Raw genomic sequence first — 25,502 nt, 5'->3', positions numbered from 1 at the left:
GGGGGACCGCGTCGTCGGGGAGGAGACGACCCGGTCCCCCGCTTCCCTCTCAGCCTCCGTTCACCAGCTGCCGGAGGGCGATGTTGAGCCGGAGGACGTCGACCGTCGGTTCCCCGACGAAGCCGAGGATCCGGCCCCGGGTGTGCTGCTCGACCAGCCGCCGCACCTCGGCGACGGGGAGGTGGTTCCGCTCGGCCACGCGGCGCACCTGGAGCCGCGCGTACGCCGGGGAGATGCCCGGGTCGAGGCCGGAGCCCGAGGAGGTGACGGCGTCGGCCGGCACATCCGCGGGGTCGACGGGGTGGCCGGGCACGGAGTTGTCCCTGACGACGGCGGCCTTGGCGGCCTTCACCCGGTCGACGAGCTTCTCGTTGTCGCCGGCCAGGTTGGTCGCGCCGGAGACGAGCAGCCGGTATTCGGTGTTGACGCTGTTGGCGCCCAGTCCTTCGGAGGGGCGGGGCTGGAACCAGCGCAGGTCCGGGGCCGCGGCCGACTGCCCCTTCTCCGGGGGCAGGTCGTAGCGCTGGCCTATGAGCTCGGAGCCGACGACCCTGCCGTTCTCGGTGATCTCGGAGCCGTTGGCCCGGTGGGGAAGCACGCCCTGGGCGATGCCCGTCACGGCGAGCGGGTAGAGCACGCCGCACAGGACGGTGAGGACGAGCAGGGCGCGCAGCCCGGCCCAGAGCAACCGGGCGGTGGTCGCTACGGATTTGTTCATGGCAGCTCAGCCGATTCCTGGATTCTGTTCGGTCCGGGGCGCGGGTTTCAGCTCAGCCCGGGGACGAGGGAGACGATCATGTCGATGATCTTGATGCCGACGAAGGGGGCGATCAGGCCGCCGAGCCCGTAGACGCCGATGTTGCGGCGGAGCATCGAGTCGGCGCTGCTGGGCCGGTAGCGCACGCCCCGCAGGGCGAGCGGGACCAGCGCGACGATGATCAGCGCGTTGAAGACGACCGCCGACAGGATCGCGGACTGCGGCGAGGAGAGCTGCATGATGTTGAGCTTCCCCAGGCCCGGGTAGACCGCCGCGAACATGGCCGGGATGATCGCGAAGTACTTCGCGACATCGTTGGCGATGGAGAACGTGGTGAGCGCGCCGCGGGTGATGAGCAGCTGCTTGCCGATCTCCACGATCTCGATCAGTTTCGTCGGGTTGGAGTCCAGGTCCACCATGTTCCCGGCTTCCTTCGCGGCCGAGGTCCCGGTGTTCATGGCCACCCCGACGTCCGCCTGGGCCAGGGCGGGCGCGTCATTGGTGCCGTCGCCGGTCATCGCGACGAGTTTCCCGCCGGCCTGCTCGCGCCGGATGAGGGCCATCTTGTCCTCGGGCGTGGCCTCGGCGAGGAAGTCGTCGACGCCCGCCTCCTCGGCGATGGCCTTCGCGGTCAGCGGGTTGTCGCCGGTGATCATGACGGTGCGGATGCCCATCCGGCGCAGTTCGCCGAAGCGTTCCCGCATGCCCTCCTTGACGACGTCCTTGAGGTGGACGACGCCCAGGACGCGGGCGCCGCGCCCGTCCTCCAGCGCCACCAGCAGCGGGGTGCCGCCGGCCTCGGAGATCCGGTCGGTGAGCTCGCGCGCCTCCGGGGTGACGTCGCCGCCGCGCTCCCGGACCCAGGCGATGACGGAACCGGCCGCGCCCTTGCGGACCCTGCGGCCGTCGACGTCCACGCCGGACATGCGGGTCTGCGCGGTGAACGCGACCCAGGTGGCCTGCCGCAGCTCGCCCTGGTGGCGTTCGCGCAGGCCGTACCTCTCTTTGGCGAGGACGACGACCGAGCGGCCCTCGGGGGTCTCGTCGGCCAGCGAGGACAGCTGGGCGGCGTCGGCGAGTTCGGCCGCGGTGGTGCCCCGGACGGGGATGAACTCCGCCGCCTGCCGGTTGCCGAGGGTGATGGTGCCGGTCTTGTCGAGCAGCAGCGTCGAGACGTCCCCGGCGGCCTCCACGGCCCGTCCCGACATGGCGAGCACGTTGCGCTGCACCAGCCGGTCCATGCCGGCGATGCCGATCGCGGAGAGCAGCGCGCCGATGGTCGTCGGGATGAGGCAGACCAGCAGCGCGGTCAGCACGATGATCGACTGCTGCCGGCCGGCGTGGATCGCGAACGGCTGGAGGGTGACGACGGCGAGCAGGAAGACGATGGTGAGCGAGGCGAGCAGGATGTTCAGCGCGATCTCGTTGGGCGTCTTCTGCCGGGCGGCGCCCTCGACCAGGGAGATCATCCGGTCGATGAAGGTCTCGCCGGGCCTGGTGGTGATCTTGACGACGACGCGGTCGGAGAGCACCTTGGTGCCGCCGGTGACGGCGCTGCGGTCGCCGCCGGACTCCCTGATCACCGGCGCGGACTCGCCGGTGATGGCGGATTCGTCGACGCTCGCGACGCCCTCGACGACGTCCCCGTCGCCGGGGATGATGTCGCCGGCCTCGCAGACCACCAGGTCGCCGATGCGCAGGTCGGTGCCCGGCGTCCGCTCCTCGCGGCCGTCGATGATCCGCCGGGCCACGGTGTCGGTCCTGGCCTTGCGCAGGGTGTCGGCCTGGGCCTTGCCGCGCCCCTCCGCGACCGCCTCCGCCAGGTTGGCGAAGACCGTGGTCAGCCACAGCCAGGCCGCGATCGCCCAGCCGAACCAGTCGCCCGGGTCCAGGCAGGCCAGCACGGTGGTGAACACCGAGCCGACCAGCACCACGAACATCACCGGGGACTTGATCATCGACCGGGGGTGGAGCTTGCGCAGCGCGTCCGGGAAGGAGGCGATCAGCTGCCGGGGGTCGAACAGGCCCCCGCCGACGCGTCCTTCGCCCGTACGGCCCGTGGGCGCGACCCGGTGCGGCGCCCGGGCCGGAGTGACTGGGGACATCTGGTCCTCTTGCTTGGTGCGAACGGTCATGACGCCAGCCCCTCGGCCAGCGGCCCCAGCGCCTGGGCCGGGAAGTAGGTCAGCGCGGCGACGATCAGCACCGTGCCGACCAGCAGCCCGCTGAAGAGCGGCTTGTGCGTGGCGAGGGTCCCCGAGGTCACCGGTACGGGCTGCTGCGCGGCGAGCGAGCCGGCCAGGGCGAGGACGAACACCATCGGCAGGAACCGGCCCAGCAGCATCGCGAGGCCGATCGTGGTGTTGAACCACTGCGTGTCCGCGTTGAGCCCGGCGAACGCCGAGCCGTTGTTGTTGGCGCCGGAGGTGTACGCGTACAGCACCTCGGAGAAGCCGTGCGCCCCCGGGTTCAGGATCGAGTGGGGCGGCGTGGGCAGGGCGATCGCCAGGGCGGTGAAGCAGAGCACCAGCGCCGGGGTGATCAGGATGTAGCAGGCGGCGAGCTTCATCTCCCGGGTGCCGATCTTCTTGCCGAGGTACTCCGGGGTGCGGCCGACCATCAGCCCGGCGATGAACACCGCGATGACCGCCATGATCAGCATGCCGTAGAGGCCGGAGCCGACGCCGCCGGGCGCGACCTCGCCCAGTTGCATGCCCAGCATCGCGATCCCGCCGCCGAGCCCGGTGTACGAGGAGTGGAACGAGTTCACCGCGCCGGTGGAGGTGAGCGTGGTGGCCACGGCGAAGATCGACGATCCCGCGATCCCGAACCGGCTCTCCTTGCCCTCCATCGCCCCGCCCGCGAGCTCGAAGGCGGGCCCGTGGTGGGCGAACTCGGTCGTCATCATGAGGGCGGTGAAGCCCAGCCAGATGCCGGCCATCGCGCCGAGGATCGCGTAGCCCTGCCGGGGCGAGCCGACCATCCGGCCGAAGGTCCGGGTCAGCGCGAACGGAATGACCAGGATCAGGAAGATCTCGAAGAGGTTGGAGAGCCCGTTGGGGTTCTCGAAGGGGTGGGCGGAGTTGGCGTTGAAGTAGCCGCCGCCGTTGGTGCCCAGCTCCTTGATGACCTCCTGCGAGGCCACCGCGCCGCCGTGCCACTGCTGCGAGCCGCCCATGAACTGGCCGACCTCGTGGACGCCCGAGAAGTTCTGGACGGCGCCGCAGGCGACCAGCACCAGCGCGCCGACCACGGAGATCGGCAGCAGGACGCGCACGGTGCCGCGCACCAGGTCGGCCCAGAAGTTGCCGAGCTCGCCGGTGCGGGACCTGACGAAGCCGCGCACGAGGGCGACCGCGACGGCGATGCCGACGGCGGCCGAGACGAAGTTCTGCACCGCGAGGCCGCCGGTCTGGACGACGTGGCCCATGGCCTGCTCGCCCGCGTACGACTGCCAGTTGGTGTTCGCGACGAACGACGCGGCGGTGTTGAACGCCTGGTCCGGGTCGATCGAGGCGAAGCCCAGCGATCCGGGAAGACTGCCCTGGAGCCGCTGGAGGAGGTAGAGGAAGAGGACACTCACCGCGGAGAAGGCGAGCACGCCGCGCAGATAGGCGGGCCAGCGCATCTCGGTGTCCGGATCGACGCCGATGGCCCGGTAGATCCACTTCTCGGCCCGGAGATGCCTCCGGGAGGAGTAGACGCGGGCCATGTGGTCGCCGAGGGGGCGGTACACCAGGCCCAGCGCGACGACGAGCGCGAGGACCTGGAGCACGCCGGCGAGGACGGGGCTCATATCGGGCTCAGAACCTCTCCGGGTAGAGGAGGGCGAGGACGAGATAGCCCAGCAGGGCGAAGGCCACGACGAGGCCGACGACGTTCTCGGCGCTCACAGCCTGGCCACCCCCTTGGCGACGAGGGCCACCAGCGCGAACACCGCGATCGTGGTGACGACGAAGGCCAGATCAGCCATCGTGTGTGCTCCTGGATGAGGTGCGGATTCTCTGACGTCTTGAGGAAACCCGGCGTCAGGACCCTTCCCGCGTACGTTGATGGCTTCCTTACGGCGTTCGGGTGGCCTTTGACGACGCGCATACGTGCCTCATACGCGCCCCCTACGCACGCCCCTCACGCCCCCTCCCCCGAGAGGCGTCCCGCCGGACGTCCCGGACCGGCCGCCGCACCCCTGGGAGCGCCCCGCAGGACGCGGAAAAGGCCGGTGGGCCGTACCCCCCTGTACGAAGGGGGTACGGCCCACCGGCCTGTGGTCGAACCTGACCGCGGGGGCCCGTGGCGGTGTGTCCGCTCAGCGCACCTCGGTGATCTCCGGGCCGCGCTGGAGCTGGCCCATGCCGCCGGAGAACCGGGAGCCCTCCTGGCTCTCCTGCTGGACGCCCTCGGGGACCATCTGGGCGTCATTGGGAAGCTTGAGGACGATCGGGTCGCGGGGGGCCATCGGGCCTTCGCCGCGGACCACCACGGTGTCCCGGAAGATCGTCTCCAGCAGGCCCGCCGCCTCCGGCTGCACGGCGCCCTGGCCGGAGATCACCCCGCGCAGGAACCAGCGCGGCCCGTCGACGCCGACGAAGCGCACCAGCTGCGCGCCGCTCGTGCCGTCCGGAAGCTGTACGGGGACCTGGGCGCGCAGCTCCCAGCCCAGCGGACCCTCGACCTCGTCGATGATTCCGCCCTGCTGGGTGATGCCCGCGGCGATCTCCTCGCGGACCTCGCCCCAGATGCCCTCCTTCTTGGGCGCGGCGAACGCCTGGAGCTGGATGGCGCTGTCGCGCAGCACCACGGTCGCGGCGACGATCGCGTCACCGGCGACCTCGACGCGCAGTTCCATGCCCTCGACGCCGGGCACGAAGACGCCGCCCAGGTCGACCCGGCCCTCGCCGGGCTGGGAGACCTCGGTGACGTCCCACGGGCCGTCCGGCCTCGGCGCCGGCGGGAGGTTCACCCGGCGCGGGCCGTCGTCGGCCCCGTCGGCGCCTTCGGGCTCGTCGACGACCTGCTCGGCCTCGCGCGCTTCGTCCGCCACGTCCTCGGCGGACCCACTCTTCTTGCGACGTCCGAACACGTCACTGTCCTTCCCGGTCGGGTACGACCGAAGCGTAGCTGTTCCCGCCCTGGATGATCCCGTCCCCGACGCCGTCGGAACCGGTGGAGGCATGGCCTCCGGTGGATCCGAAGCCGCCCTCGCCACGGGCCGAACCGGGAAGCTCGGCCACCTCGTGGAAGCGCACCTTCTCGACCTGCTGCACGACCAGCTGGGCAATCCGGTCGAACCGCTCGAACCGCACGGGCTCGCGCGGGTCGAGATTGATGACGATCACCTTGATCTCTCCACGGTACCCGGCATCGACCGTCCCCGGGGCATTCACGAGGGCGACCCCGCAGCGCGCGGCGAGGCCGGACCGGGGGTGCACGAACGCGGCGTATCCGTCGGGCAGCGCGATCGACACCCCGGTGGGCAGCACCGCCCGCTCCCCCGGGGCGAGCTCCACGGCCTCGGTGGTCACCAGGTCGGCCCCGGCGTCGCCGGGGTGCCCGTAGGCCGGGACCGGCACGTCCGGGTCGATCCGGCGGATGAGGACGTCCACGGGTGCGCGCATCAGGGATTCACCTCGAATGCCCGGGCACGCCGGACCTGGTCGGGATCGGCCATGGCGGCGCGGATCTCGTCCGGGCGGCCGTTGTCGATGAAGTGGTCGACCTTCACCTCGATGAAGAGCGCCTCGGCGCGGACCGCGACCGGCCCGTCGGGGCCGCCCGTCCGGCCGGTCGCCCGGGAGTAGATCTTCCTGCCGTGCACGGCGGTGATCTCGGCGTCGAGGTGCAGCACGGCGCCCACCGGCACCGGGCGCACGAAGTCGGTCTCCAGCCGCCCGGTCACCGCGATCACCCGCAGCAGCCAGTTCAGCGAACCGAGCGTCTCGTCCAGCGCGGTGGTCAGGACGCCGCCGTGTGCCAGGCCCGGGGCGCCCTGGTGGGCGGCCTGCACGGTGAACTCGGCGGTGACGCTCACGCCCTCGCCGGCCCGCGCCTGGAGGTGCAGCCCGTGCGGCTGCGCCCCTCCGCAGCCGAAACAGTGCTCGTAGTGCGCGCCGAGGAGCTCGCCGGGGGCCGGGGCCTCGGGATGCCGGACCGGCCGCACGGCGTCGGCAGGAGGGGTCAGGGCCGCAGATGTTCCACTCACAGGCGCAGACCTTACCCGCGCGGCCGTCGCCGGGCCGCACCGTGCCAAGCTTGGACGCATGCAGCCTTCCGCCCCTCCCTTCGACGAACGACTCACCGCGCCCCGTTCGTGGTGGTTCATCGCGCTCCTGATCGGCATCGCCTGTGCGCTGATGCTGCTGCCGCTGGGCACGCTGCCCCTGCTGGCCGGCCTGGCGGGCGGCACCGCGCTGTCGGCGGTCGCGGTGAGCTCGTACGGCTCGGCCAGGATCCGGGTGGTGGCCGGCGCCCTGGTGGCCGGGGACGCCCGTATCCCGGTCTCGGCGCTGGGCAGGGCCGAGGCGCTGGACGCCGAGGAGGCGCGGGCCTGGCGCACGCACAAGGCCGACGTCCGCGCGTTCATGCTGCTGCGCAGCTACATCCCGACGGCGGTCCGGGTGGAGGTCACGGACCCGCAGGACCCGACCCCGTACGTCTATCTCTCGACCCGCGAGCCGCAGGCCCTGGTCGACGCGCTCGGTGCGGCGCGGGGCTGACCGCAGGGTTCCCCGGCCCGGGGAACCGGGCCGCGGGCCGTCCGCGCCGGATCAGTCCTCCAGCTCCTTCGGGAGCCCCTTGCGCGAGCCGCGGGCCCGTTCCAGGGGCGGCAGCTCCGGGAGCCGGTCCCAGGGAACCTGGTGTGCGCGCAGGTCCTTCCTGAGATGTTCGGCGAACTTCCTGGTGTCGCGCCGGTTGATGACGGCGCCGACGGCGGCGCCGACCATGAGGGGGATCAGGGTCGGCAGCTCGCGCGCCGTGCGCTTCACGATCCGCTGGCGCAGCTCGCGTTTCATCTGGCCGCCCAGCGCCGCGTTGATCGTGGAGGGCTGGGCGACGTCCACGCCGCGTTCGTCCGTCCAGGACGCGAGGTAGGAGGTGGACCGCTGGGCGAGCCCGCCGGGCGGGCGTTGTCCGTAGACCTCGTGCAGTTCCGCGACGAGCTTGATCTCGACCGCGGCCACACCGGTGATCTCCGCCGTCAGTCCGGCGAGCATCGTGGGCGGCACCGGGAGTGTGGCGGCCGCTCCGATGCCGGCGCCGACGGCGGCGCTGGCCCTGCACGCGCCCGCGACGAGTTTGTCGGCGAGCTCCTCGGGCCCGAGGCCGGGGAACTGCCGGCGCAGCGTCGCGAGGTCGCGCACGGGGATGCGGGGAGCGTTCTCGATGATCAGGTCGGTGATGTGACCGATCGCGGCCCGGGCGCTCTCCCCGCCCCTGCGTACGCCCCGTCTCACCCGGCCCGGACGGCCGGCCCCGGTCACGGGCCCCGTCGTGTCGGGCTGCCCGGCCCCGGGGGCGGGGCCGGCTCCGCCGTGGTGTGCGGCCACGACGGCCGCCTCGGGCGCTTCGAGCGAGGCCGGGCGGCCCCGCTCGTCGTACCGCTCGCCCGGAGAGGGTGGCAGGGCGGAGCGCTCGGCAGGCGTTCTCACGCCTTTCGCCGGGCCCGTGCCGCCCTGGTTCGCCTCCGGCGACCTCTTGCGCCGCAAGCCTCGCTTCCGGAACGGTTCGTCGCCTGTCACGGCCGACTCTGCCTAGTCGCAGTCGCGGCAGATCGGCTGACCGTTCTTCTCGCGCGCCAGCTGGCTCCGGTGGTGTACCAGGAAGCAGCTCATGCAGGTGAACTCGTCGGCCTGCTTCGGCAGGACCCGGACGGCCAGCTCCTCGTTGGACAGGTCCGCGCCGGGCAGCTCCAGCCCCTCGGCGGCGTCGAACTCGTCGACGTCGACGGCGGACGCCGTCTTGTCACTACGACGCGCCTTCAGCTCTTCCAGGCTGTCCTGATCGACGTCGTCGTCGGTCTTGCGTGGGGTGTCGTAATCCGTTGCCATGTCGCTCTCCCCCTCTGGGTGTCTGCGGTGTCTCAGCGCACGTAACGCGTGAGAGGCCGGACTTGTGCCCGACCCGAGGCGGAGATTTTGCCTCACATCAAGGTCTGTTACTCAATCGACACCCAAAAGGACCGCTCGGGAGTGGCCGGCTTGGGTGGCGATGGGGACCGTACACGGTCCCGACGGGGCGCCTCGCAGGCACCACCCCGTGTACTTCCCGTGATATCGGGCCCCGAAAACCCCGGCTTTCGCGGGATTTCCGGCCATGCCCGCCATCACGCAGCGTTGATCCGCCAAAATTCGGCGCTGTGATCGATCACACAGGGACGGCCCGGTCGCAGGTCCCGAAAATTCCGCCCAAAGCGAACAAAGCTCTTCGGGCCCCCTCCGGGCCGTCCGCCCGCTCAGACGGGCAGTGAGACACGCATCACAAGGCCACCTCCCTCGCGGGGCTCCGCGACGATGCGGCCGCCGTGGGCGCGCGCCACGGACCGCGCGATCGACAGGCCGAGACCCACCCCCTTGTCGCTGCCCGTCCGCTCCGTGCGCAGCCGTCTGAACGGCTCGAAGAGGTTGTCGATCTCGTACGCCGGCACCACCGGCCCCGTGTTGGAGACCACCAGCACGGCGTGGCCGGACCGCAGCGCGGTGGTGACCTCCACCCAGCCGTGCTCCGGCACGTTGTACCGCACGGCGTTCTGCACGAGGTTCAGCGCGATCCGCTCCAGCAGCACGCCGTTGCCCTGGATGACGGCCGGGGCGCGCTCGCCGCGGATCTCCACACCGCGTTCCTCGGCCTCGGCGCGCGTCTGGTCGATGGCGCGGCTGGCGACCTCGGCCAGGTCGACCGGTTTGCGCTCCACGATCTGGTTGTCGCTGCGGGCCAGCAGCAGCAGGCCCTCCACCAGCTGCTCGCTGCGCTCGTTGGTGGCCAGCAGGGTCTTCCCCAGCTGCTTGAGCTCCGGCGGCGCCTGCGGGTCGGAGAGATGCACCTCCAGCAGGGTGCGGTTGATCGCGAGCGGGGTGCGCAGCTCGTGCGACGCGTTCCCGACGAACCGCTGCTGGGCCGTGAAGGCGCGCTCCAGGCGGTCGAGCATCTCGTCGAAGGTGTCGGCGAGCTCCTTCAGCTCGTCGTCCGGCCCGTCCAGCTCGATCCGGCGGGAGAGGTCCGTCCCGGCGACCCGGCGGGCCGTGCGGGTGATCCGGCCCAGCGGGGAGAGCACCCGGCCCGCCATCGCGTAGCCGAAGGCGAACGCGATCACACTGAGGCCCACCAGGGCCAGCAGCGACCGGTTCAGCAGTGTGTCCAGCGCCTGCTGGCGCTGGTGGTTGACGCAGGAGTTCATCGCCGCGTTGATGGCGTCCGGGGTGAGGGCCGGGCCGAAGTCGCACACGCTGCTGGTGATCCGGCCGCTCTCGACCCTGAACGGCAGCTCGCTGCCCACGTGCAGCGCCTGGGCGGCCAGCATGTAGATGATCGAGAGCAGCAGGATGCCCGCGATCAGGAACATGCCGCCGTAGAGCAGTGTGAGCCGTATCCGGATGGTCGGGCGCAGCCAGTACGGCGGCTCCTGCTGCTTGGGCTCCCAGGTGGGCTTCGGAGGCGCCGTCGGGGGCGCCGGGACGCTGGGCACGGCCGCTCAGATCCGGTAGCCGGAGCCGGGCACGGTGACGATCACCGGGGGCTCGCCGAGCTTGCGGCGCAGGGTCATCACGGTGACCCGCACGACGTTGGTGAACGGGTCGGTGTTCTCGTCCCAGGCCTTCTCCAGCAGCTGCTCGGCGGAGACGACCGCGCCCTCGCTGCGCATCAGGACCTCCAGCACGGCGAACTCCTTCGGCGCCAGCTGGATCTCGGCCTCGCCGCGGAACACCTCCCGGCGATTGGGGTCCAGCTTGATGCCCGCGCGCTCCAGGACGGGCGGCAGCGCCACCGTCGTGCGCCGGCCCAGCGCCCGCACCCGGGCGGTGAGCTCGCTGAACGCGAACGGCTTGGGCAGATAGTCGTCGGCGCCCAGCTCCAGCCCCTCCACGCGGTCGCTGACGTCCCCGGACGCGGTGAGCATGAGCACGCGGGTGGGGATGCCCAGCTCGACGATCCGGCGGCAGACGTCGTCGCCGTGCACCAGGGGGAGGTCCCGGTCCAGCACCACGACGTCGTAGTCGTTGACCTCGACGCGCTCCAGGGCCGCCGCGCCGTCGTAGACGACATCGACGGCCATGGCCTCTCGGCGCAATCCGGTGGCCACCGCATCGGCGAGCAGCTGCTCGTCCTCCACGACGAGTACGCGCACGGCGCTGTCCTTCCTCAGAGACTTCACAGCCGGTGGCTGCGAGACGACACTTCACGACTTCACAACACTGCCGAACCGCGGAACGTACTGGTCCGCCCACGGTCCGTGACACGGCGCGTCCTCGTGCGGCCGTGTGCTGCTCCATCCTGCCCGCAACGCGCATAAACCGGCGGTAAGGCGACGCCAGCCCGCCCGGCCCTCCTGGGAATTCACCGGATCTCCGGGCCAGTTGAGGTTTCTCTGAGGTGGGGGCCGGGGAGGACGCATTCACACCCGCGATCACGCCTCGATTGTGTCGCCCACAGGTCGCTCCGTCCCCGGAGAGCGCGTGATCACCGCCCTACCGCCGCCGTGCGGAGGGAAACCCCGGGCACACCCCCGTGCCACCGACCCACGATCAGGGGGCGCATCATGGACGCTTTCACCGCAGGTCTGCTGCAACGGATCAGGACGACCGAGTCCGACCTCACCAGGGCTCGCGAGACGGGCGACGACTTCCTCGCGGACGTCGAGCAGGGAGAGCTGGACGACCTGCACCGCCTCGCCGCCGAGCACGGCGTCAAGATCGGCAGTTCCGGCGTCTGATCCGTCGCGGGGAAGGGCTCCGGCCGCCGTCACCGGCGGTCGGGGCCCTTCTCGCGTCCGTGACCGGCCCGCCGCCGGACGGGGCACGGCGGGGGCACGGCGGGGCCGCGGGACGTCGCCGCGCCGAAGGCTCCTGGCGCCCCGCCACGCGCCGGAATCGTCCTCAGTCGTGCCAGGCGCCGAGCTCCTCCAGGAGGGTCTGCAGGGGGCCGAAGACGCCCGGCGTCGCGGCGACCGTCAGGTCCCCGTCGGCGGGCAGCCCGGGGCGGCCCCCGGTGAACGCGCCCGCCTCGCGGGCGATGAGGTCGCCCGCCGCCAGGTCCCAGGGGTGCAGTCCGCGCTCGTAGTAGCCGTCGAGGCGCCCGGCGGCGACGTCGCACAGGTCCACGGCCGCGGAGCCGCCCCGCCGGATGTCGCGCAGCCGCGGGATCAGCTGCCGGGCCACCTCCGCCTGGTGCGCGCGGACGTGACCGACGTAGTTGAAGCCGGTCGAGACGAGCGCCTGGTCCAGCGGCGGGGCGGGCCGGCAGCGCAGGGCGGCGCCCTCGCCGTACGCCCCGCCGCCGGCATACGCGCCGCCGCCGAGCACCGCGTGGTACGTCTCACCGCGCATCGGGGCCTCCACCACGCCGACGACCCGCTCGCCGTCCCGTTCGGCGGCGATGGAGACCGCCCAGGTGGGCAGGCCGTACAGGTAGTTCACCGTGCCGTCGAGCGGGTCGATCACCCAGCGGACTCCGCTGCTGCCCGGCGCGCTCGCGCCCTCCTCGCCGAGGAAGCCGTCCTGCGGGCGGCGCTCGGCGAGGAAACCGGTGATCAGCTTCTCGGCGGCCAGGTCCATCTCGGTGACGACGTCGACCGGGCTGGACTTGGTCGCGGCCACCCCCAGGTCGGCCGGTCTGCCGTCGCGCAGCAGCGCACCGGCGCGGCGGGCGGCCTCCAGGGCGAGGTCGAGCAGTTCGGACAGGTCGGGGTCGGTCACGGCGCTCCAGGTCTCGACGGACTATGACGGACGGACGGCGGGCCCGGGCGGGCTCCGCACGGCTGCGACGAGCCGTGCCTGGGCGCGGGGCGGAGGGGTCAGGCCCGCCGCACCGCGCCCGGGCGGCTCAGGCGTACGGGCTGTCGGCGCCCGCGGCGGCGGGCCTGGGGGCCCGTGCCGGGCAGCACCCGACCGGACACAGGTCGTGGCCGGGGCCGAGCGCGCCCAGGGCGCAGCGCACCGGCCCGCGCCCCTGCTCGGTGGCGGCGCGCTCCAGCACGAGTTCGCGCACGGCCGCCGCGAATCTCGGGTCGGCGCCCACCGTGGCGGACCTGCGGACCGGGAGTCCGAGCTCGGCCGCCTTCGCGGTCGCCTCGGTGTCGAGGTCGTACAGCACCTCCATGTGGTCCGAGACGAACCCGATGGGGGCCATGACCACGGCGGGGACGCCCTCGCCGTGCAGGCTCTCCAGGTGGTCGCAGATGTCGGGTTCCAGCCACGGGATGTGCGGGGCGCCGCTGCGGGACTGATAGACGAGCCGCCAGGGGTGTTCGACGCCGGTCTCCTCGCGCACCGCGTCGGAGATCAGGCGGGCGACGTCGAGATGCGCGGCGACATAGGCGCCGCCGTCGCCGTGCGCCTCGACGGGGCCGGAGGCGTCGGCGGCGGAGACGGGGATGGAGTGCGTGGTGAAGGCCAGGTGCGCCCCGGCCCGCACGTCCTCGGGCAGGTCGGCCAGGGCGGCGAGGACGCCGTCCACCATGGGCCGGACGAAGCCGGGGTGGTTGAAGTAGTGCCGCAGCTTGTCGACGCGGGGTACCGGCAGCCCCTCGGCCTCCAGGGCCGCCAGGGACTCGGCGAGGTTCTCGCGGTACTGCCGGCAGCCGGAGTAGGAGGCGTAGGCGCTGGTGGCGAGGACGGCGATGCGGCGGCGGCCGTCCGCGACCATCTCGCGCAGGGTGTCGGTGAGGTACGGCGCCCAGTTGCGGTTGCCCCAGTACACCGGGAGGTCCAGCCCGTGCTCCGCGAAGTCCTTGCGCAGGGCGTCCAGCAGCGCTCTGTTCTGGCCGTTGATCGGGCTGACGCCGCCGAACAGGAAGTAGTGCTTGCCGACCTCCTTCAGCCGCTCCTCGGGGATGCCCCGGCCGCGCGTCACGTTCGCCAGGAACGGGACCACGTCGTCCGGGCCTTCGGGACCTCCGAAGGAGAGCAGCAGCAGGGCGTCGTAGGGAGCGGGGTCACACAGATCGGACATGACACCGATCCTGCCACTCGCCTCGGACGGCGCCCCCACCGACATCCCACCGCGCGTTCCGCCCCGGCGCCCCGGGCCCCGACCCGTGCCGGTCCGGCCGTTCTCCGGTCCGTCACCCACCCGGGACGCCGCGGCCCTTCGCCCGCCCATAAGCTGTACCGGCCCGTATTCAGGCGTCCCAGGCACGCCCGCACACGCCGCTCCGGAGCCCTCCTTGCCCAGTCCCTACCGCGAGATCTTCACCGCCCCCGGCGCCAAGCGGTTCTCGGCGGCCGGATTTCTCGGCCGGATGCCGCTGTCCATGCTCGGCATCGGCGTGGTGACCATGGTCTCCCAGCTCACCGGCCGCTACGGGCTCGCCGGGGCGCTCTCCGCGACGCTGGCGATGTCGGCGGCGGTGCTCGGGCCGCAGATCTCCCGGCTGGTGGACCGGCACGGCCAGCGCCGCGTGCTGCGCCCCGCCACCCTCGTCGCGCTCGCGGCCGTGGCCGGGCTGCTGGTCTGCGCGCAGCAGCGGCTGCCGGACTGGACGCTCTTCGTCTTCGCGGCGGGCGCCGGCTGCGTGCCCAGCGTGGGCTCGATGGTCCGGGCCCGGTGGGCGGAGATCTACCGCGGCTCCCCGCGGCGGCTGCACACCGCGTACTCGTGGGAGTCGATCGTCGACGAGGTGTGCTTCATCTTCGGGCCGATCATCTCGATCGGCCTGTCCACCGCCTGGTTCCCGGAGGCGGGGCCGCTGCTGGCGGCGGTGTTCCTGCTGGTCGGCGTCGTCTGGCTGACCTCGCAGCGCGCCACGGAGCCGGTCCCGCACCCGCGCGAGCGGCACGCCCGCGGCTCCGCGCTGCGCTCCCCGGGGCTCCAGGTGCTCGTGGTGACCTTCGTGGCGACCGGGGCGATCTTCGGGGCGGTCGACGTGGTGACGGTGGCCTTCGCCGAGGAGCGGGGGCACAAGGCGGCGGCCAGCGTCGTCCTGGCCGTCTACGCCCTGGGCTCCTGCGTGGCCGGGGCCGTCTTCGGGCTGCTGCACCTCCGCGGGAGGGCGTCCACCCGGTGGCTGCTGGGCGTCTGCGCGATGGCCGTGAGTATGATCCCCCTCCAACTGGCCGGGAGCCTGCCGTTCCTGGCCGTGGCGCTCTTCGTCGCGGGCCTCGCCATCGCTCCCACGATGGTCACCACCATGGCCCTCGTCGAACAGCACGTACCGCGCACCGAACTGACCGAGGGCATGACCTGGACCAGCACCGGGCTCGCCGTCGGCGTGGCGCTCGGCTCCTCGGCCTCGGGCTGGGTGGTCGACGCCTCCGGGGCCGAGGCGGGGTACGCGGTGCCCGCGGTGGCGGGAGCGCTCGCGGCCGCGGTGGCGTTCCTGGGGTACCGCCGGCTCAGCGGGCCGGCCGCTACGGGAGGGCGTGGGGAAGATGACCGGAACCGGCGCACGGGCGACGACGAGCGAGTGGCGTAACTGGGCGGGGACGGTCACGGCCCGTCCGGCACGGGACGCGACCCCGGCCTCCGTGTCCGAGCTGGCCGAGGTGCTGCGCCGGGCCTCCGAGGACGGCCTGCGGGTGAAGCCGGTCGGCACCGGGCACTCCTTCACCTCGGTGGCGGCCACGGACGGCGTGCTGATCCGCCCCGACCTGCTCGCCGGCATCCGGGAGATCGACCGCGAGGCGATGACGGTGACGGTCGGGGCCGGAACCCCGCTGAAGCGGCTCAACACCGCCCTGGCGCGCGAGGGCCTCTCGCTCACCAACATGGGCGACATCATGGAGCAGACGGTCGCCGGCGCCACCTCGACCGGCACCCACGGCACCGGCCGCGACTCGGCGTCCATATCCGCGCAGATCCGCGCGCTGGAGCTGGTCACCGCCGACGGCAGGGTGCTGACCTGCTCCGAGAAGGAGAACCCCGACGTCTTCGCCGTCGCCCGGATCGGGCTCGGCGCACTCGGCGTCGTCACGGCCCTCACCTTCGCCGTGGAGCCGGTCTTCCTGCTGACGGCCCGTGAGGAGCCGATGGGCTTCGACCGGATCATGACCGACTTCGACGAGCTGGTCGCCGAGAACGAGCACTTCGAGTTCTACTGGTTCCCGCACACCGGCAACTGCAACACCAAGCGCAACAACCGCAGCGCGGGCCCCGCCGCCCCGCTCGGAAGGGTCAGCGGCTGGGTCGAGGACGAGTTCCTCTCCAACGGGGTCTTCCAGGTGGCCTGTTCGGTCGGCCGGGCGTTCCCCGCGGCCGTCCCCGCGATCGCCAGGGTCTCCAGCCGCGCGCTGTCGTCCCGCACGTACACCGACATTCCTTACAAGGTCTTCACCAGTCCGCGCCGGGTCCGCTTCGCGGAGATGGAGTACGCCCTGCCTCGCGAGGCCGCCGTGGAGGCGCTGCGCGAGGTCAGGGCGCTGATCGAGCGCTCGCCGCTGCGGATCGGCTTCCCGGTGGAGGTGCGCACCGCCCCCGCGGACGACATCGCGCTGTCCACGGCCTCGGGCCGGGAGAGCGTGTACATCGCCGTCCACCAGTACCGGGGCACGCCCTACCGGGCGTACTTCACGGCCGTCGAGCGGATCATGACCGCCCACGCCGGCCGGCCGCACTGGGGCAAGATCAACACCCGCGACGCGGAGTACCTCGCCGGGGTGTACCCGCGCTTCGGCGAGTTCACCGCCGTGCGCGACCGGCTGGACCCGGACCGGCTGTTCGGCAACGACTACCTGCGCCGGGTGCTGGGCGAGTAGCCGGCGGGACGGCACCGTGGCAGTGCCGGAGCGGGTACGGACAGCCCGCCGGCGGGCTGTCCGTTCTCGTCGTTACCGCTCTCCGTCCCGTTCGCCTATCGGACGGAACCGGTGCCGGGGGTGGCCTGGCCCCCCTGTGCCGGGGCGTCGCCCTGGGCCGGGGCCTCCGGCGCGGCGCCGCCGTCGCCGGGGACCGAGGGGGCGGGGGGCGTGACCGCCGGGGACGGGCCGGTCCGGTCGCCGCCGGTGTCGCCGGGCTGCTGCGTGGCGTCGGGGGCCGGGCCGGTCGTGGCACGGCCGCCCTGGCCGGCGCCCGGGTCGCGGCCCTGCTGTCCCCGCTCGTTCCCCGGATCGGCGCCGGTGGTCGCTCCGCCCTCCCGCTGCGGGGTCCGGTCCCGGCCCGGGTCGGTGCTGACCGACGGGGCCGGGTCGTTCGTGCCGGAGTCCCGTTCGCCGCCCCGCACCACGGAGCCGACGGTGGTTCCGTGACCGCCGTTCAGGTCGTTCCCGGAGACCAGCTCGTAGGCGGTGATCCCGGCCATCGCCACGGCGAAGACCACGGCCGCCCCGGCCGCGGAGCGCTTCCAGCCGCGGAAGCGGGTGCCGTGCGTGGTGGCCTCGGAGAACTCCTCGTCCGTTCCGGGACGGGCCGCCGTGAGCGGCCGGGTCTCGTCGAACGGCCTCATCGGCCGGGTGAGGTCCTGATCGCCCCCGACGGCGCGCAGCACGGTCGTGGCGTCCTGGGCGGGCGGCGCCGCGGCCGGATCGGCGACGGGCAGCAGGGTGGTGGCGTCGACGGCCGGGCCGGCGCCCCGGTCCGGGCCCGCCGGCCACCGCTCCCCCGGCGGAGGGCCGGTGCGGTCCTGTCCCCGGACCGGGGCGTCCGTCTCACGGCCCTGCTGCTTGGCCTGGACCGTGACCTCGCGGATCTGCTCTCCGGTGCGGCGGAAGATGTGCTGGAAGACCGAGCCTCCGCAGGTGGCGACGACGCTCATCACCCCGGCGCCCAGAATCGTCCCGTAGACGCCCAGCTGGGAGGCCGCCACCGCCGCCGCGACCGCTGCCACGGCGCTGCCCGCCACCTGCGGCAGGCTCAGATCTATTCGCCTTTCCTTGGGCTCTGTGTCGCTTTCCGCCTTCTGCACCATTTCCAGCCCTTGATTGACATCTCTCCCACCATGCAACAGGAAGGGACAAATGAGCGAAGTGATTAGTTCCGCTTCGGGAGATTCTGTGAAGCAGGACACGTAAGGGGGACACACCGCACCCCGCTGGGTAGCTCAACCCCCGCAGCTCGCGACAACTCGGGCGGCGCGGCGGTCCACCCGCATGGCCCGAATGGAGTACTGTGGCGAGCCCTGGGGCTGGATTCCCGAACGGGTGTCCGGGATCTTCGGGAAGGGAGCCGAAGGAGGCACTCGATCCGGCGACGCCGCGGCATCGCACGGGGACCGGCTACATGATGTGACCAGACGTCACTTCTTGTTGCACAATGGGTCACCGTGTCATTCCGGCGGTGGAGGGCTCACGCTCGACACACCGGGCAACACGGCAATGTTGTGGCAGGCTGCACCCGGGCAGGCCACACTCGACTAGCGGAAGCAGCGACGCACGTGACGTCGGCAGGCACCACCCGGGAGGTCCCCATGCCCGAACTGCGTGTCGTGGCCGTCTCCAACGACGGCACACGACTGGTGCTCAAGGCTGCGGACAACACGGAGTACACGCTTCCGATCGACGAGCGGCTGCGAGCCGCCGTGCGCAACGACCGCGCGCGGCTGGGCCAGATCGAGATCGAGGTGGAGAGCCACCTCCGGCCGCGCGACATCCAGGCCCGGATACGGGCCGGCGCCTCCGCCGAAGAGGTCGCGCAGTTCGCCGGGATCCCCGTCGATCGCGTCCGCCGCTTCGAGGGCCCCGTCCTCGCGGAGCGCGCCTTCATGGCCGAGCGCGCCCGGAAGACCCCGGTACGCCGTCCCGGCGAGAACACCGGCCCCCAGCTCGGCGAGGCGGTGCGGGAACGGCTGCTGCTGCGCGGGGCCGACAAGGAGACCGTCCAGTGGGACTCGTGGCGCCGGGACGACGGCACCTGGGAGGTCCTGCTGGTCTACCGGGTCGCGGGCGAGCCCCACTCGGCGAGCTGGACGTATGACGCGCCGCGCCGGCTGGTCCAGGCCGTGGACGACGAGGCCCGTTCGCTGATCGGCGAGACCGACGACGTGGCCGCGCCGGAGCCGACTTTCCCGTTCGTGCCCCGGATCGCCCGGCTCCCCCGCGACCGGCCGCTGGACCGGCAGCCGGAGCGCCCGTCGGTCCCGGTGCCCGTGCCGGACCCCGAGGAGCACCTCGGCGGTATCTCGGCTACGGAACGCGATTCGCTGACCAGTCTGCTGGAGGCGGTCCCCAGCTTCCGCGGCGACATGGTCGTCCCGGAGCGGCCCACGCCGCCCGAGCCGCCGGTCAGGGAAGCGGCCGCGCAGGAGCCGGAGGCCGACGAGCCGCCCGCCGCGGCGGCCTCGGCGGGCGCCGGTTCCGCCTACGCGGATGTGCTGATGCCCCGTTCGGTGGCCGGACACCGCGACCGGCTGATCGGGACCACGGACCGTCAGGCCGAGGCGGACGGCGTCCGGCCCGGCCGCCGGGCGGCGGTGCCCAGCTGGGACGAGATCGTCTTCGGCACGCGCCGGAAGAAACAGGACTGAGCGGGGCGACCGCAGGATGACGAGGGCCCGTACGCCACAGCGTGCGGGCCCTCGTGTCGTGCCTCCCCCGCGGGCCGCGGGCCTCCCCGGCGCGGAGGTCCTCCCTCGTGCCCCGCGCGAACTCCGCGCCGCGGGTTTCCGCCGAGCCGTGCGCCGGCTTCGCGCCGTGCGCGGGCGCAGCACCGTGCGCCGGTTTCAGGCCACGCGCGCGGGCCGGGGCCTGCCGCCCGGCCGGGTCCGGCGCGCCCCGGTCGCGGCGTTCACGCGGGGCGCACGCGCCGTGCCTTCGGAGCGACTCGGGGCCCGCGCGGCACGTGTCACCGGCGGCGCGCTCCGGCGTGCCGCGTCCCGGGCCGCCGGGCGGGGGCGGACACTCCTGCCGGGAGCCCCGGCGCGCGTCCCGTCACTGGGGGTCGGGCCCCTTGGCGACCGGCCGGGTCCCGTCGGCGGTCCACTCGGACCAGGAGCCCACGTAGAGCGCCGCCGGAATCCCGGCGACGGCCAGGGCCAGCACCTCGTGGGCGCCCGAGACCCCCGAGCCGCAGTAGACGCCGACCTCGGACGCCCGGTCGGCCCCCAGCGCCGCGAAGCGGCCCGCCAGCGCGGAAGCGGGCAGGAAACGGCCGTCCTCCGACACGTTCTCCGTCGTCGGGGCCGAGACTGCGCCCGGGATGTGTCCGGCCACCCGGTCGATCGGCTCCACTTCGCCCCGGTAGCGTTCGGCGAGCCGGGCGTCGAGCAGCAGACCCGACCGGGCCAGCGCCGCCGCCCCGTCGGCGTCCAGCACCGGCACGGACCCGGGCACCGGCCGGAAGTCGCCCTCGGCGGGCGTCGGGATCTCCGTGTCGAGCTCCCCCCGCCAGGCCGCGAGGCCGCCGTCCAGCGCCCGGACGTCCTGGTGCCCGGCCCAGCGCAGCAGCCACCAGGCGCGGGCCGCTCCCCAGCCCTGGCCGCCGTCGTAGACGACCACCGGCGTGTCCGCGCGGACCCCGGCCCGGCGCATCACCGCGCCGAACTCCTCCGGGTCGGGCAGCGGATGGCGGCCACCGCTGCCCGCCGGACCGGCCAGTTCAGCGTCCAGGTCGACGAAGACCGCGCCCGGGATGTGCCCGGCCTCGTAGTCCGGGCGGCCGTACGGGCCGCCCTGCCGCCAACGTACGTCCAGGAGCACCGGCGGGCGCGGCCCCGCCAGCTCGTTCGCGCATTCCGATGCGGTGATGATGGGCTTCATGGGTGCCATCCTCGCGCAAGGGCGGCCCCACCCGTGACACCGTCACATCGCCGAACCGGACGTACCGCTTGTTTCCGGCCTCTCTGCCGAGATCCCGGACGGTGCGGCGCGGCCGGGCCCTGTCGCGCGCCCGGTGATGCGAGCATCTGCACGGGGCGCGCACCACCCGCCGCACCACGGCACACCGGCCCCGTTCCCCCGTACGGCCACCACGATGGTCCGAGGAGAGAGTGACAATGACCGAGGCTCCCGCCCGGCGCACGCCCGGAACGCCCTGCTGGGTGAGTCTGATCGTGCACGGCTTGAGCGCGACAGAGAATTTCTACGCCGACCTGTTCGGCTGGGAGTTCGCGCCCGGACCGGACCAACTCGGTCCGTACGTCCGCGCGTCGATCGACGGAAAGGTGGTCGCGGGCATCGGGCAGATGCCGTCCGACCGTCTTCTGCCGGTGGCCTGGACGACCTATCTGGCCACCGACGACGCCGATGTCACGGCGGAGCTGATCCGGTCCTGCGGCGGCACGGTCGCGGTCGGGCCGCTCGACGCGGGCGAGGCGGGGCGGATGGCCATCGCCGCCGATCCCGGCGGCGCGGTCTTCGGTGTCTGGCAGGCCGCGGCGCACCTGGGCACGGCGCTCTCCGGGACCCATGGCACCCCGGTCTGGAACGAGCTGCTGACCCGCGAGACCTCGACGGTGTGCAAGTTCTACCAGACGGTGTTCGGCTACGAGGCGGAGGCGGTCGTCTCCGCGGACTTCGACTACCAGACCCTGCATCTGCGCGACCGCCCGATCGCCTCGGTCCACGGCGTCGGCCATGCCCTCCCCCGCGACCGCGGGCCGCACTGGATGACGTACTTCGAGGTCGACGACACCGACGCGGCCGCGCACCGCGTGGTGGACCTCGGCGGGTACGTCCTCCAGCCGCCCCGCGACAGCTCCGCCGGGCGCATCGCGACCGTGGCGGACCCGGAGGGCGCCGTGTTCACCGTCGTGCGGTCGGCGGCCGGCTGAGCCGCCCGGCTCCGGGCCGGCGCGTCAGCCGGTCCGGAGCCGCTCGACGTGCCGGCGGGCGGGACCGGACAGCCGGGCGTGGAGCTCGTCGAAGAGGTCGGACGCCTCGGTTCCGCTCCACTCGGCCGGCAGCAGCTCCCGGGCGACGCCGGGGTCGAGGTAGACGAGCCGGCGCCAGTCGGTGATGACTCTGATGTACGCGGTGAACGCCTCGCCGTCGGTCATCCGGCCGCCGCTCCCGATCCGCCCGGCCACCGGCCGGTACGCCGTGAGGAACTCGGTGTACAGCCGCTGCAGGCGCACGGTGTCCCACCAGGCGCGCACCTTCGCGGCGAGGTCCCCGCGGGCCGCCGCGCCCCGGCCCTCGTCGTCGGCCACGCCGCCGGACGGTTCCCCCGACGGCGGGCCGGCCGGCGTCCCCGCCGGGGAGAGGTAGTCGGCCCGGAAGAGGTCGGCGTAGGAACGCAGCCCGTGCCGGGCCAGCATGTCCTCCGCCTCGGCGTGCACATGGCCCGGCGCGATCCACACCCCGGCGGACACGGAACCGAAACCGAGCCTGGTCAGCTGGGTGCGCAGGGTGTGACGCCTGGCGCGCTCGGACTCGGGCACGGAGAAGACGACGAGCACCCAGCCCTCGTCCACGGTGGCGCGGCGCGCCGCGAAGATGCGCGGATCGCCGTCGCGCAGGATGTGCTCGGTCTCCGCCGAGATCCGGTATCCGGCCGACCCGGCCACCGACCGGGCCTCGAGGATTCCGGCGCGCTTGAGCCGGGAGACGGAGGAACGCACGGTCGGCGCCTCCACGCCCAGGTCGGCGAGCAGCCGGATCAGCGAGGCCACCGACATCCAGCCGCCGGTGTCGCGGGCGTACAGTCCGTAGACCGTCACGATCAGCTGCCTCGGCTGCACCTTGCCCGGGGAGCCCGGTCCCGACGTGCACTCTTCCCCGCTCACCGTGTCCACGGCGTCATCCTAAGCACCTCGGACGACACCCGTACGGACGGTCCTCGGGGCACGCGCCGGCTGCCGGAGGCCGGCGGGCACGGTCCCGCTCGCCTCGGCCGGCCCGGCCGCCGGTCCGGCCGCCGGTCCGGCGGATCCCGTCGGCACGCGGCCGGACCGGTCCCGGGCGTCGGGCCCCGTCGGCGGCCCCGCGCCGGCGAGCCCTCGCCGGGACGTCTCCGTCAGGGAGTGACCGGCAGGACGTCGGGCGAGAGCGCGCCGGCCCGGGCGGCGGCGCTGGTCATGCGGCGGCGGTGATGGCGGCGGCAGAGGACCTCGTAACCGACCTCTTCGGCCGGCCGGTCGACGTCGCCGACCACGACCTGCTCGCCCTCGACCACCATCTCCCCGCCCACCGTCCGGGCGTTGTGGGTGGCCCGGGCGCCGCACCAGCACATGGCCTCGACCTGGAGCGTCTCGATCCGGTCCGCCAGCTCGATCAGCCGCTGCGAGCCAGGGAAGAGCTTGGTGCGGAAGTCCGTGGTGATGCCGAACGCGAACACGTCCAGGTCCAGGTCGTCCACGATCCGCGCCAGCTGGTCGATCTGCTCGGGCGCGAGGAACTGCGCCTCGTCCACGATGACGTAGTCGACCTTGTCGCCCTTCGACATCTGGGCCACCAGATAGGCGTACAGATCCATGCGGGGGGCCGCCTCGACCGCCTCCGTCACCAGGCCGAGCCGGGAGGAGAGCTTCCCCTCGCCCGCGCGATCGTCCCGGGTGAAGATGACGCCCCGCAGGCCCCGGGCCGAGCGGTTGTGCCCGATCTGCAGCGCCAGAGTGCTCTTTCCGCAGTCCATGGTGCCGGAGAAGAAAACCAGTTCGGACATCAGTGAAGGGCAATCTTCCGGATCGAGTGGGAGCGGTACAGGAGCGAGGAGCCGACCGGCCAGGACGGCGGATGCCCGAGCGGGACGCGGCCCTGTCCCCGGTCCGTCGTTCCGGCGCAGAACACAGGCTCGGACATGGGGAACTGAGCACCTTTCGGGCACGGCGGCACGGTCCCGCGGGGCGGGGCTGCGGTACGGAAATACGGGGAGCGGCTACGAGCGTACTTCGAGCAGCGGCACGAGCTGCTCGACGGGGGTCATCGAGCCGTGCATGCCGACCATCGCGGACTCGTGCGGCTCATGCACCGAGGCGGTGATCACCACGTCGTCGTGGGCCGCCGCGACGACGTCGCCGATCCTGCCGTGGACGCGTTCGTCGATCTTCGGGCCGAACCAGCCGGCCTCGATCGCCTCGTCCCGGCTCGCCACCCAGAACTGCTCGCCGAGCACTTCGCGCCAGACGGTCAGTACGTCGCTCTCGGCGCCCGGAACGGCGTAGACGTGCCGGGCGCGGCCCTCGCCGCCGAGCAGCGCGACGCCCGCGCGCAGCTCCCAGTCCTCGTCGAAGTCGATGCGGGACCGCTCGTCGAAGGGGATGTCGATCATTCCGTGGTCGGCGGTGACGTACAGCGCCGAGCGGGGCGGGAGCTGTTCGGCCAGGCGCCGGGCCAGGCCGTCGACGTGCATGAGCTGCCCGCGCCAGGCGTCGGAGTCGACGCCGAAGCGGTGACCGCTGGCGTCCACCTCGCTGTAGTACGTGTAGACGAGCGAGCGGTCGCCGGCGGCGAGGCGTTCGGCGGCGACGTCCATCCGTTCCTCGCCGGTCAGCCTTCCGAGGAACGTGCCGCCGCTGAGCGCGACCTGGGTGAGCGGGGTCCGCTCGAAGGCCGGTGCGGACACCTGGGCGGTGCGCACCCCCGCGGCGTCGGCGAGCGCGAAGACGGTGGGGTGCGGCTGCCAGACGGCGGGCGGGGTCCAGGGCTGCCAGCGGAGCTGGTTCATCAGCTCGCCGGTCCCCGGGTCGCGCACGGTGTAGCCGGGCAGGCCGTGCTCCCCCGGCGGAAGTCCGGTGCCGACCGAGGCCAGGGACGTCGCGGTGGTGGCTGGGAAGCCCGCCGTGATCGGGCGACCGGTGCCGCCGCGCGAGGTGGGGAGCAGCGAGTGCAGGAACGGCGCCTCGTCGGGGTGCGCCCTGATCTGCTCCCAGCCCAGCCCGTCGATCAGGAACACGCAGTTCCGGTCGGCCGGGGAGAGCTCGGGGATCGCCGCGCCGAAACCGGGCACGCCCTGTCCGGCGACGAGCGTGGGGAGGAGGTCGGCCAGCGAGCCCCTGCCGTACTCGGGGACGGGCGCGGTGTCGATGTCGAGCAGGACCGGGTCCTGCCAGGCCGGCTGGGCCATCAGCGGGCGGTCGCCGCGGTCGCGGCCGTGGCCTCGGAGAGCGACTGAGCGAAGGCGAGGGTCTGGCGCACGGTGTCCGGGCCGTCGCCGGCCTCGCTGACCCGCAGGCTCAGGTCGTCGGCGGTGGAGTTGCCGGTGTAGCCGTGGTCGGCCTCGCAGTTGGGGTCGCCGCAGGCGGCGGGCTCCAGGTCGATGCGGGAGACCGCGCCCCAGCCGATGGTGAGGACCACCTCGCGGGGCAGCGTGCCCGGCGCGTACTTCTCCGGGTCGGCCACGACCCGGCTGACCACGACCGACGAGATCCGGTCGAGCTTGACCGACTCCGTGGAGGTGGTGGCGTACGGCGACGGGGAACTGGTGTCCGCGTTCTGCTCGTCGGTGTGGCTGACGATGAAGCGCGTGCCGGTCAGGACCAGGACCGTGACGTGGCGGCGCACCTCGTTGGAGTCGAAGGTGGTCTCCTGGTGGACGAGGTACGAGGCGACGGGCTCACCGCCCACGGCGGCTTCCACCGCCTCGGCCACGAGGGCCGGGTAGTAGCCACTGCGCTCGATCGCCGCGCGCAGCCCCTGGGTCGTCGTACCGGTCTTAGCCATGGGCACCATCCTACGGGGGGCGGATGACTGCCGGGGACGTCGCGCGGGGCGGGGACGGGGCCGTGCGC

General features: G+C 73.1%; 26 protein-coding genes. 6 read left to right on the top strand and 20 right to left on the bottom strand.

The genetic code is table 11. The features are described from left to right. Window positions 1–49: 49 nt before the first annotated feature. The 7 genes from WA762_RS05875 to WA762_RS05845 form a co-directional block, all read right to left on the bottom strand. Window positions 50–718: a potassium-transporting ATPase subunit C gene (locus WA762_RS05875; RefSeq protein WP_335933528.1), complete on the bottom strand. Its 669-nt coding sequence runs from the start codon at window positions 716–718 to the stop codon at window positions 50–52. A gap of 47 nt (window positions 719–765) precedes the next feature. Then, on the bottom strand, window positions 766–2,862 hold the full coding sequence (gene kdpB / locus WA762_RS05870; RefSeq protein WP_443080524.1) for a potassium-transporting ATPase subunit KdpB: 2,097 nt from the start codon (window positions 2,860–2,862) through the stop codon (window positions 766–768). A gap of 26 nt (window positions 2,863–2,888) precedes the next feature. Next, the gene (gene kdpA, locus WA762_RS05865) at window positions 2,889–4,553 is read right to left on the bottom strand and encodes a potassium-transporting ATPase subunit KdpA (protein ID WP_335933525.1); all 1,665 of its coding nucleotides are present in this window, start codon (window positions 4,551–4,553) and stop codon (window positions 2,889–2,891) included. 7 nt (window positions 4,554–4,560) lie between these two features. Continuing rightward, on the bottom strand, window positions 4,561–4,650 hold the full coding sequence (gene kdpF, locus WA762_RS05860) for a K(+)-transporting ATPase subunit F (RefSeq protein WP_335933524.1): 90 nt from the start codon (window positions 4,648–4,650) through the stop codon (window positions 4,561–4,563). 413 nt (window positions 4,651–5,063) lie between these two features. Beyond that, complete coding sequence (locus tag WA762_RS05855; RefSeq protein ID WP_335933523.1) at window positions 5,064–5,837, bottom strand: DUF3710 domain-containing protein; 774 nt, start codon at window positions 5,835–5,837, stop codon at window positions 5,064–5,066. 1 nt (window position 5,838) lies between these two features. Next, window positions 5,839–6,372, bottom strand: a complete 534-nt coding sequence (gene dut, locus WA762_RS05850; protein WP_335933522.1) for a dUTP diphosphatase — start codon at window positions 6,370–6,372, stop codon at window positions 5,839–5,841. After that, window positions 6,372–6,956, bottom strand: coding sequence for a PaaI family thioesterase (locus WA762_RS05845; RefSeq protein WP_335933520.1), 585 nt, complete (start codon window positions 6,954–6,956; stop codon window positions 6,372–6,374). Before WA762_RS05845 ends, dut begins: the two co-directional genes overlap by 1 nt. Before the next feature lie 58 nt (window positions 6,957–7,014). On the opposite strand from WA762_RS05845, the gene WA762_RS05840 reads away from it, so the two are divergent. Next, window positions 7,015–7,470 (top strand): DUF3093 domain-containing protein, encoded by a 456-nt coding sequence (locus WA762_RS05840; RefSeq protein WP_335933518.1) that lies wholly within the window; start codon window positions 7,015–7,017, stop codon window positions 7,468–7,470. Window positions 7,471–7,521: 51 nt separating this feature from the next. On the opposite strand, the gene WA762_RS05835 is transcribed toward WA762_RS05840, so the two are convergent. The 4 genes from WA762_RS05835 to WA762_RS05820 all read right to left on the bottom strand — a co-directional run bounded on the left by WA762_RS05835 (window position 7,522) and on the right by WA762_RS05820 (window position 11,096). Next, a complete protein-coding gene (locus WA762_RS05835; RefSeq protein WP_335933516.1) occupies window positions 7,522–8,493 on the bottom strand; it encodes a hypothetical protein in 972 nt (323 codons plus the stop codon). 12 nt (window positions 8,494–8,505) lie between these two features. Then, a complete protein-coding gene (locus WA762_RS05830) occupies window positions 8,506–8,802 on the bottom strand; it encodes a DUF4193 domain-containing protein (RefSeq protein WP_003965732.1) in 297 nt (98 codons plus the stop codon). A gap of 404 nt (window positions 8,803–9,206) precedes the next feature. Further along, complete coding sequence (locus tag WA762_RS05825) at window positions 9,207–10,436, bottom strand: sensor histidine kinase (protein WP_335933478.1); 1,230 nt, start codon at window positions 10,434–10,436, stop codon at window positions 9,207–9,209. 6 nt (window positions 10,437–10,442) lie between these two features. Further along, window positions 10,443–11,096 carry a response regulator transcription factor gene (locus tag WA762_RS05820; RefSeq protein ID WP_335933476.1) on the bottom strand — a complete coding sequence of 218 codons (654 nt, stop codon included), beginning with the start codon at window positions 11,094–11,096 and terminating at the stop codon, window positions 10,443–10,445. A gap of 411 nt (window positions 11,097–11,507) precedes the next feature. Between WA762_RS05820 and WA762_RS05815 the strand changes: the two genes are divergently transcribed. Further along, window positions 11,508–11,681 carry a hypothetical protein gene (locus WA762_RS05815; RefSeq protein ID WP_335933475.1) on the top strand — a complete coding sequence of 58 codons (174 nt, stop codon included), beginning with the start codon at window positions 11,508–11,510 and terminating at the stop codon, window positions 11,679–11,681. A gap of 163 nt (window positions 11,682–11,844) precedes the next feature. On the opposite strand, the gene WA762_RS05810 is transcribed toward WA762_RS05815, so the two are convergent. Both WA762_RS05810 and WA762_RS05805 read right to left on the bottom strand, forming a co-directional pair. Beyond that, a complete protein-coding gene (locus WA762_RS05810; protein ID WP_335933473.1) occupies window positions 11,845–12,663 on the bottom strand; it encodes an inositol monophosphatase family protein in 819 nt (272 codons plus the stop codon). A gap of 127 nt (window positions 12,664–12,790) precedes the next feature. Then, complete coding sequence (locus WA762_RS05805) at window positions 12,791–13,918, bottom strand: ferrochelatase (protein WP_335933471.1); 1,128 nt, start codon at window positions 13,916–13,918, stop codon at window positions 12,791–12,793. Between the two features lie 214 nt (window positions 13,919–14,132). On the opposite strand from WA762_RS05805, the gene WA762_RS05800 reads away from it, so the two are divergent. Together WA762_RS05800 and WA762_RS05795 are read left to right on the top strand one after the other, a co-directional pair. Then, window positions 14,133–15,380: an MFS transporter gene (locus WA762_RS05800; protein WP_335933470.1), complete on the top strand. Its 1,248-nt coding sequence runs from the start codon at window positions 14,133–14,135 to the stop codon at window positions 15,378–15,380. Continuing rightward, window positions 15,337–16,659 (top strand): D-arabinono-1,4-lactone oxidase, encoded by a 1,323-nt coding sequence (locus tag WA762_RS05795; protein WP_335933468.1) that lies wholly within the window; start codon window positions 15,337–15,339, stop codon window positions 16,657–16,659. The genes WA762_RS05800 and WA762_RS05795 overlap by 44 nt, the downstream gene beginning before the upstream one ends. Window positions 16,660–16,754: 95 nt before the next feature. Here the strand turns inward: WA762_RS05795 and WA762_RS05790 are convergent, their stop codons facing one another. After that, the gene (locus WA762_RS05790; RefSeq protein ID WP_335933466.1) at window positions 16,755–17,807 is read right to left on the bottom strand and encodes a hypothetical protein; all 1,053 of its coding nucleotides are present in this window, start codon (window positions 17,805–17,807) and stop codon (window positions 16,755–16,757) included. Between the two features lie 498 nt (window positions 17,808–18,305). Between WA762_RS05790 and sepH the strand changes: the two genes are divergently transcribed. Further along, window positions 18,306–19,361, top strand: a complete 1,056-nt coding sequence (gene sepH, locus WA762_RS05785) for a septation protein SepH (protein ID WP_335933464.1) — start codon at window positions 18,306–18,308, stop codon at window positions 19,359–19,361. 403 nt (window positions 19,362–19,764) lie between these two features. On the opposite strand, the gene WA762_RS05780 is transcribed toward sepH, so the two are convergent. Beyond that, window positions 19,765–20,592 (bottom strand): sulfurtransferase, encoded by an 828-nt coding sequence (locus tag WA762_RS05780; protein ID WP_335933462.1) that lies wholly within the window; start codon window positions 20,590–20,592, stop codon window positions 19,765–19,767. Window positions 20,593–20,828: 236 nt separating this feature from the next. Here WA762_RS05780 and WA762_RS05775 point away from each other — a divergent pair, with 236 nt between their 5' ends. Beyond that, window positions 20,829–21,605, top strand: coding sequence for a VOC family protein (locus WA762_RS05775; RefSeq protein ID WP_335933461.1), 777 nt, complete (start codon window positions 20,829–20,831; stop codon window positions 21,603–21,605). Window positions 21,606–21,629: 24 nt separating this feature from the next. On the opposite strand, the gene WA762_RS05770 is transcribed toward WA762_RS05775, so the two are convergent. The 5 genes from WA762_RS05770 to WA762_RS05750 form a co-directional block, all read right to left on the bottom strand. Then, on the bottom strand, window positions 21,630–22,568 hold the full coding sequence (locus WA762_RS05770; RefSeq protein ID WP_335933459.1) for a PaaX family transcriptional regulator: 939 nt from the start codon (window positions 22,566–22,568) through the stop codon (window positions 21,630–21,632). Between the two features lie 221 nt (window positions 22,569–22,789). Further along, complete coding sequence (locus tag WA762_RS05765) at window positions 22,790–23,437, bottom strand: thymidine kinase (RefSeq protein WP_335933457.1); 648 nt, start codon at window positions 23,435–23,437, stop codon at window positions 22,790–22,792. Next, window positions 23,437–23,574 carry a hypothetical protein gene (locus WA762_RS05760; protein ID WP_335933455.1) on the bottom strand — a complete coding sequence of 46 codons (138 nt, stop codon included), beginning with the start codon at window positions 23,572–23,574 and terminating at the stop codon, window positions 23,437–23,439. The genes WA762_RS05765 and WA762_RS05760 overlap by 1 nt, the downstream gene beginning before the upstream one ends. A gap of 76 nt (window positions 23,575–23,650) precedes the next feature. After that, on the bottom strand, window positions 23,651–24,838 hold the full coding sequence (locus WA762_RS05755) for an alkaline phosphatase family protein (protein ID WP_335933453.1): 1,188 nt from the start codon (window positions 24,836–24,838) through the stop codon (window positions 23,651–23,653). Next, window positions 24,838–25,434: a DUF5998 family protein gene (locus WA762_RS05750; RefSeq protein WP_335933451.1), complete on the bottom strand. Its 597-nt coding sequence runs from the start codon at window positions 25,432–25,434 to the stop codon at window positions 24,838–24,840. The genes WA762_RS05755 and WA762_RS05750 overlap by 1 nt, the downstream gene beginning before the upstream one ends. Window positions 25,435–25,502: the final 68 nt, after the last annotated feature.

This window comes from Streptomyces tyrfis (assembly GCF_037034285.1).
GTDB lineage: Bacteria > Actinomycetota > Actinomycetes > Streptomycetales > Streptomycetaceae > Streptomyces.
Note: the sequence above shows the minus strand (reverse complement) of the source record. Positions and strands in the feature narration are given on the sequence as shown.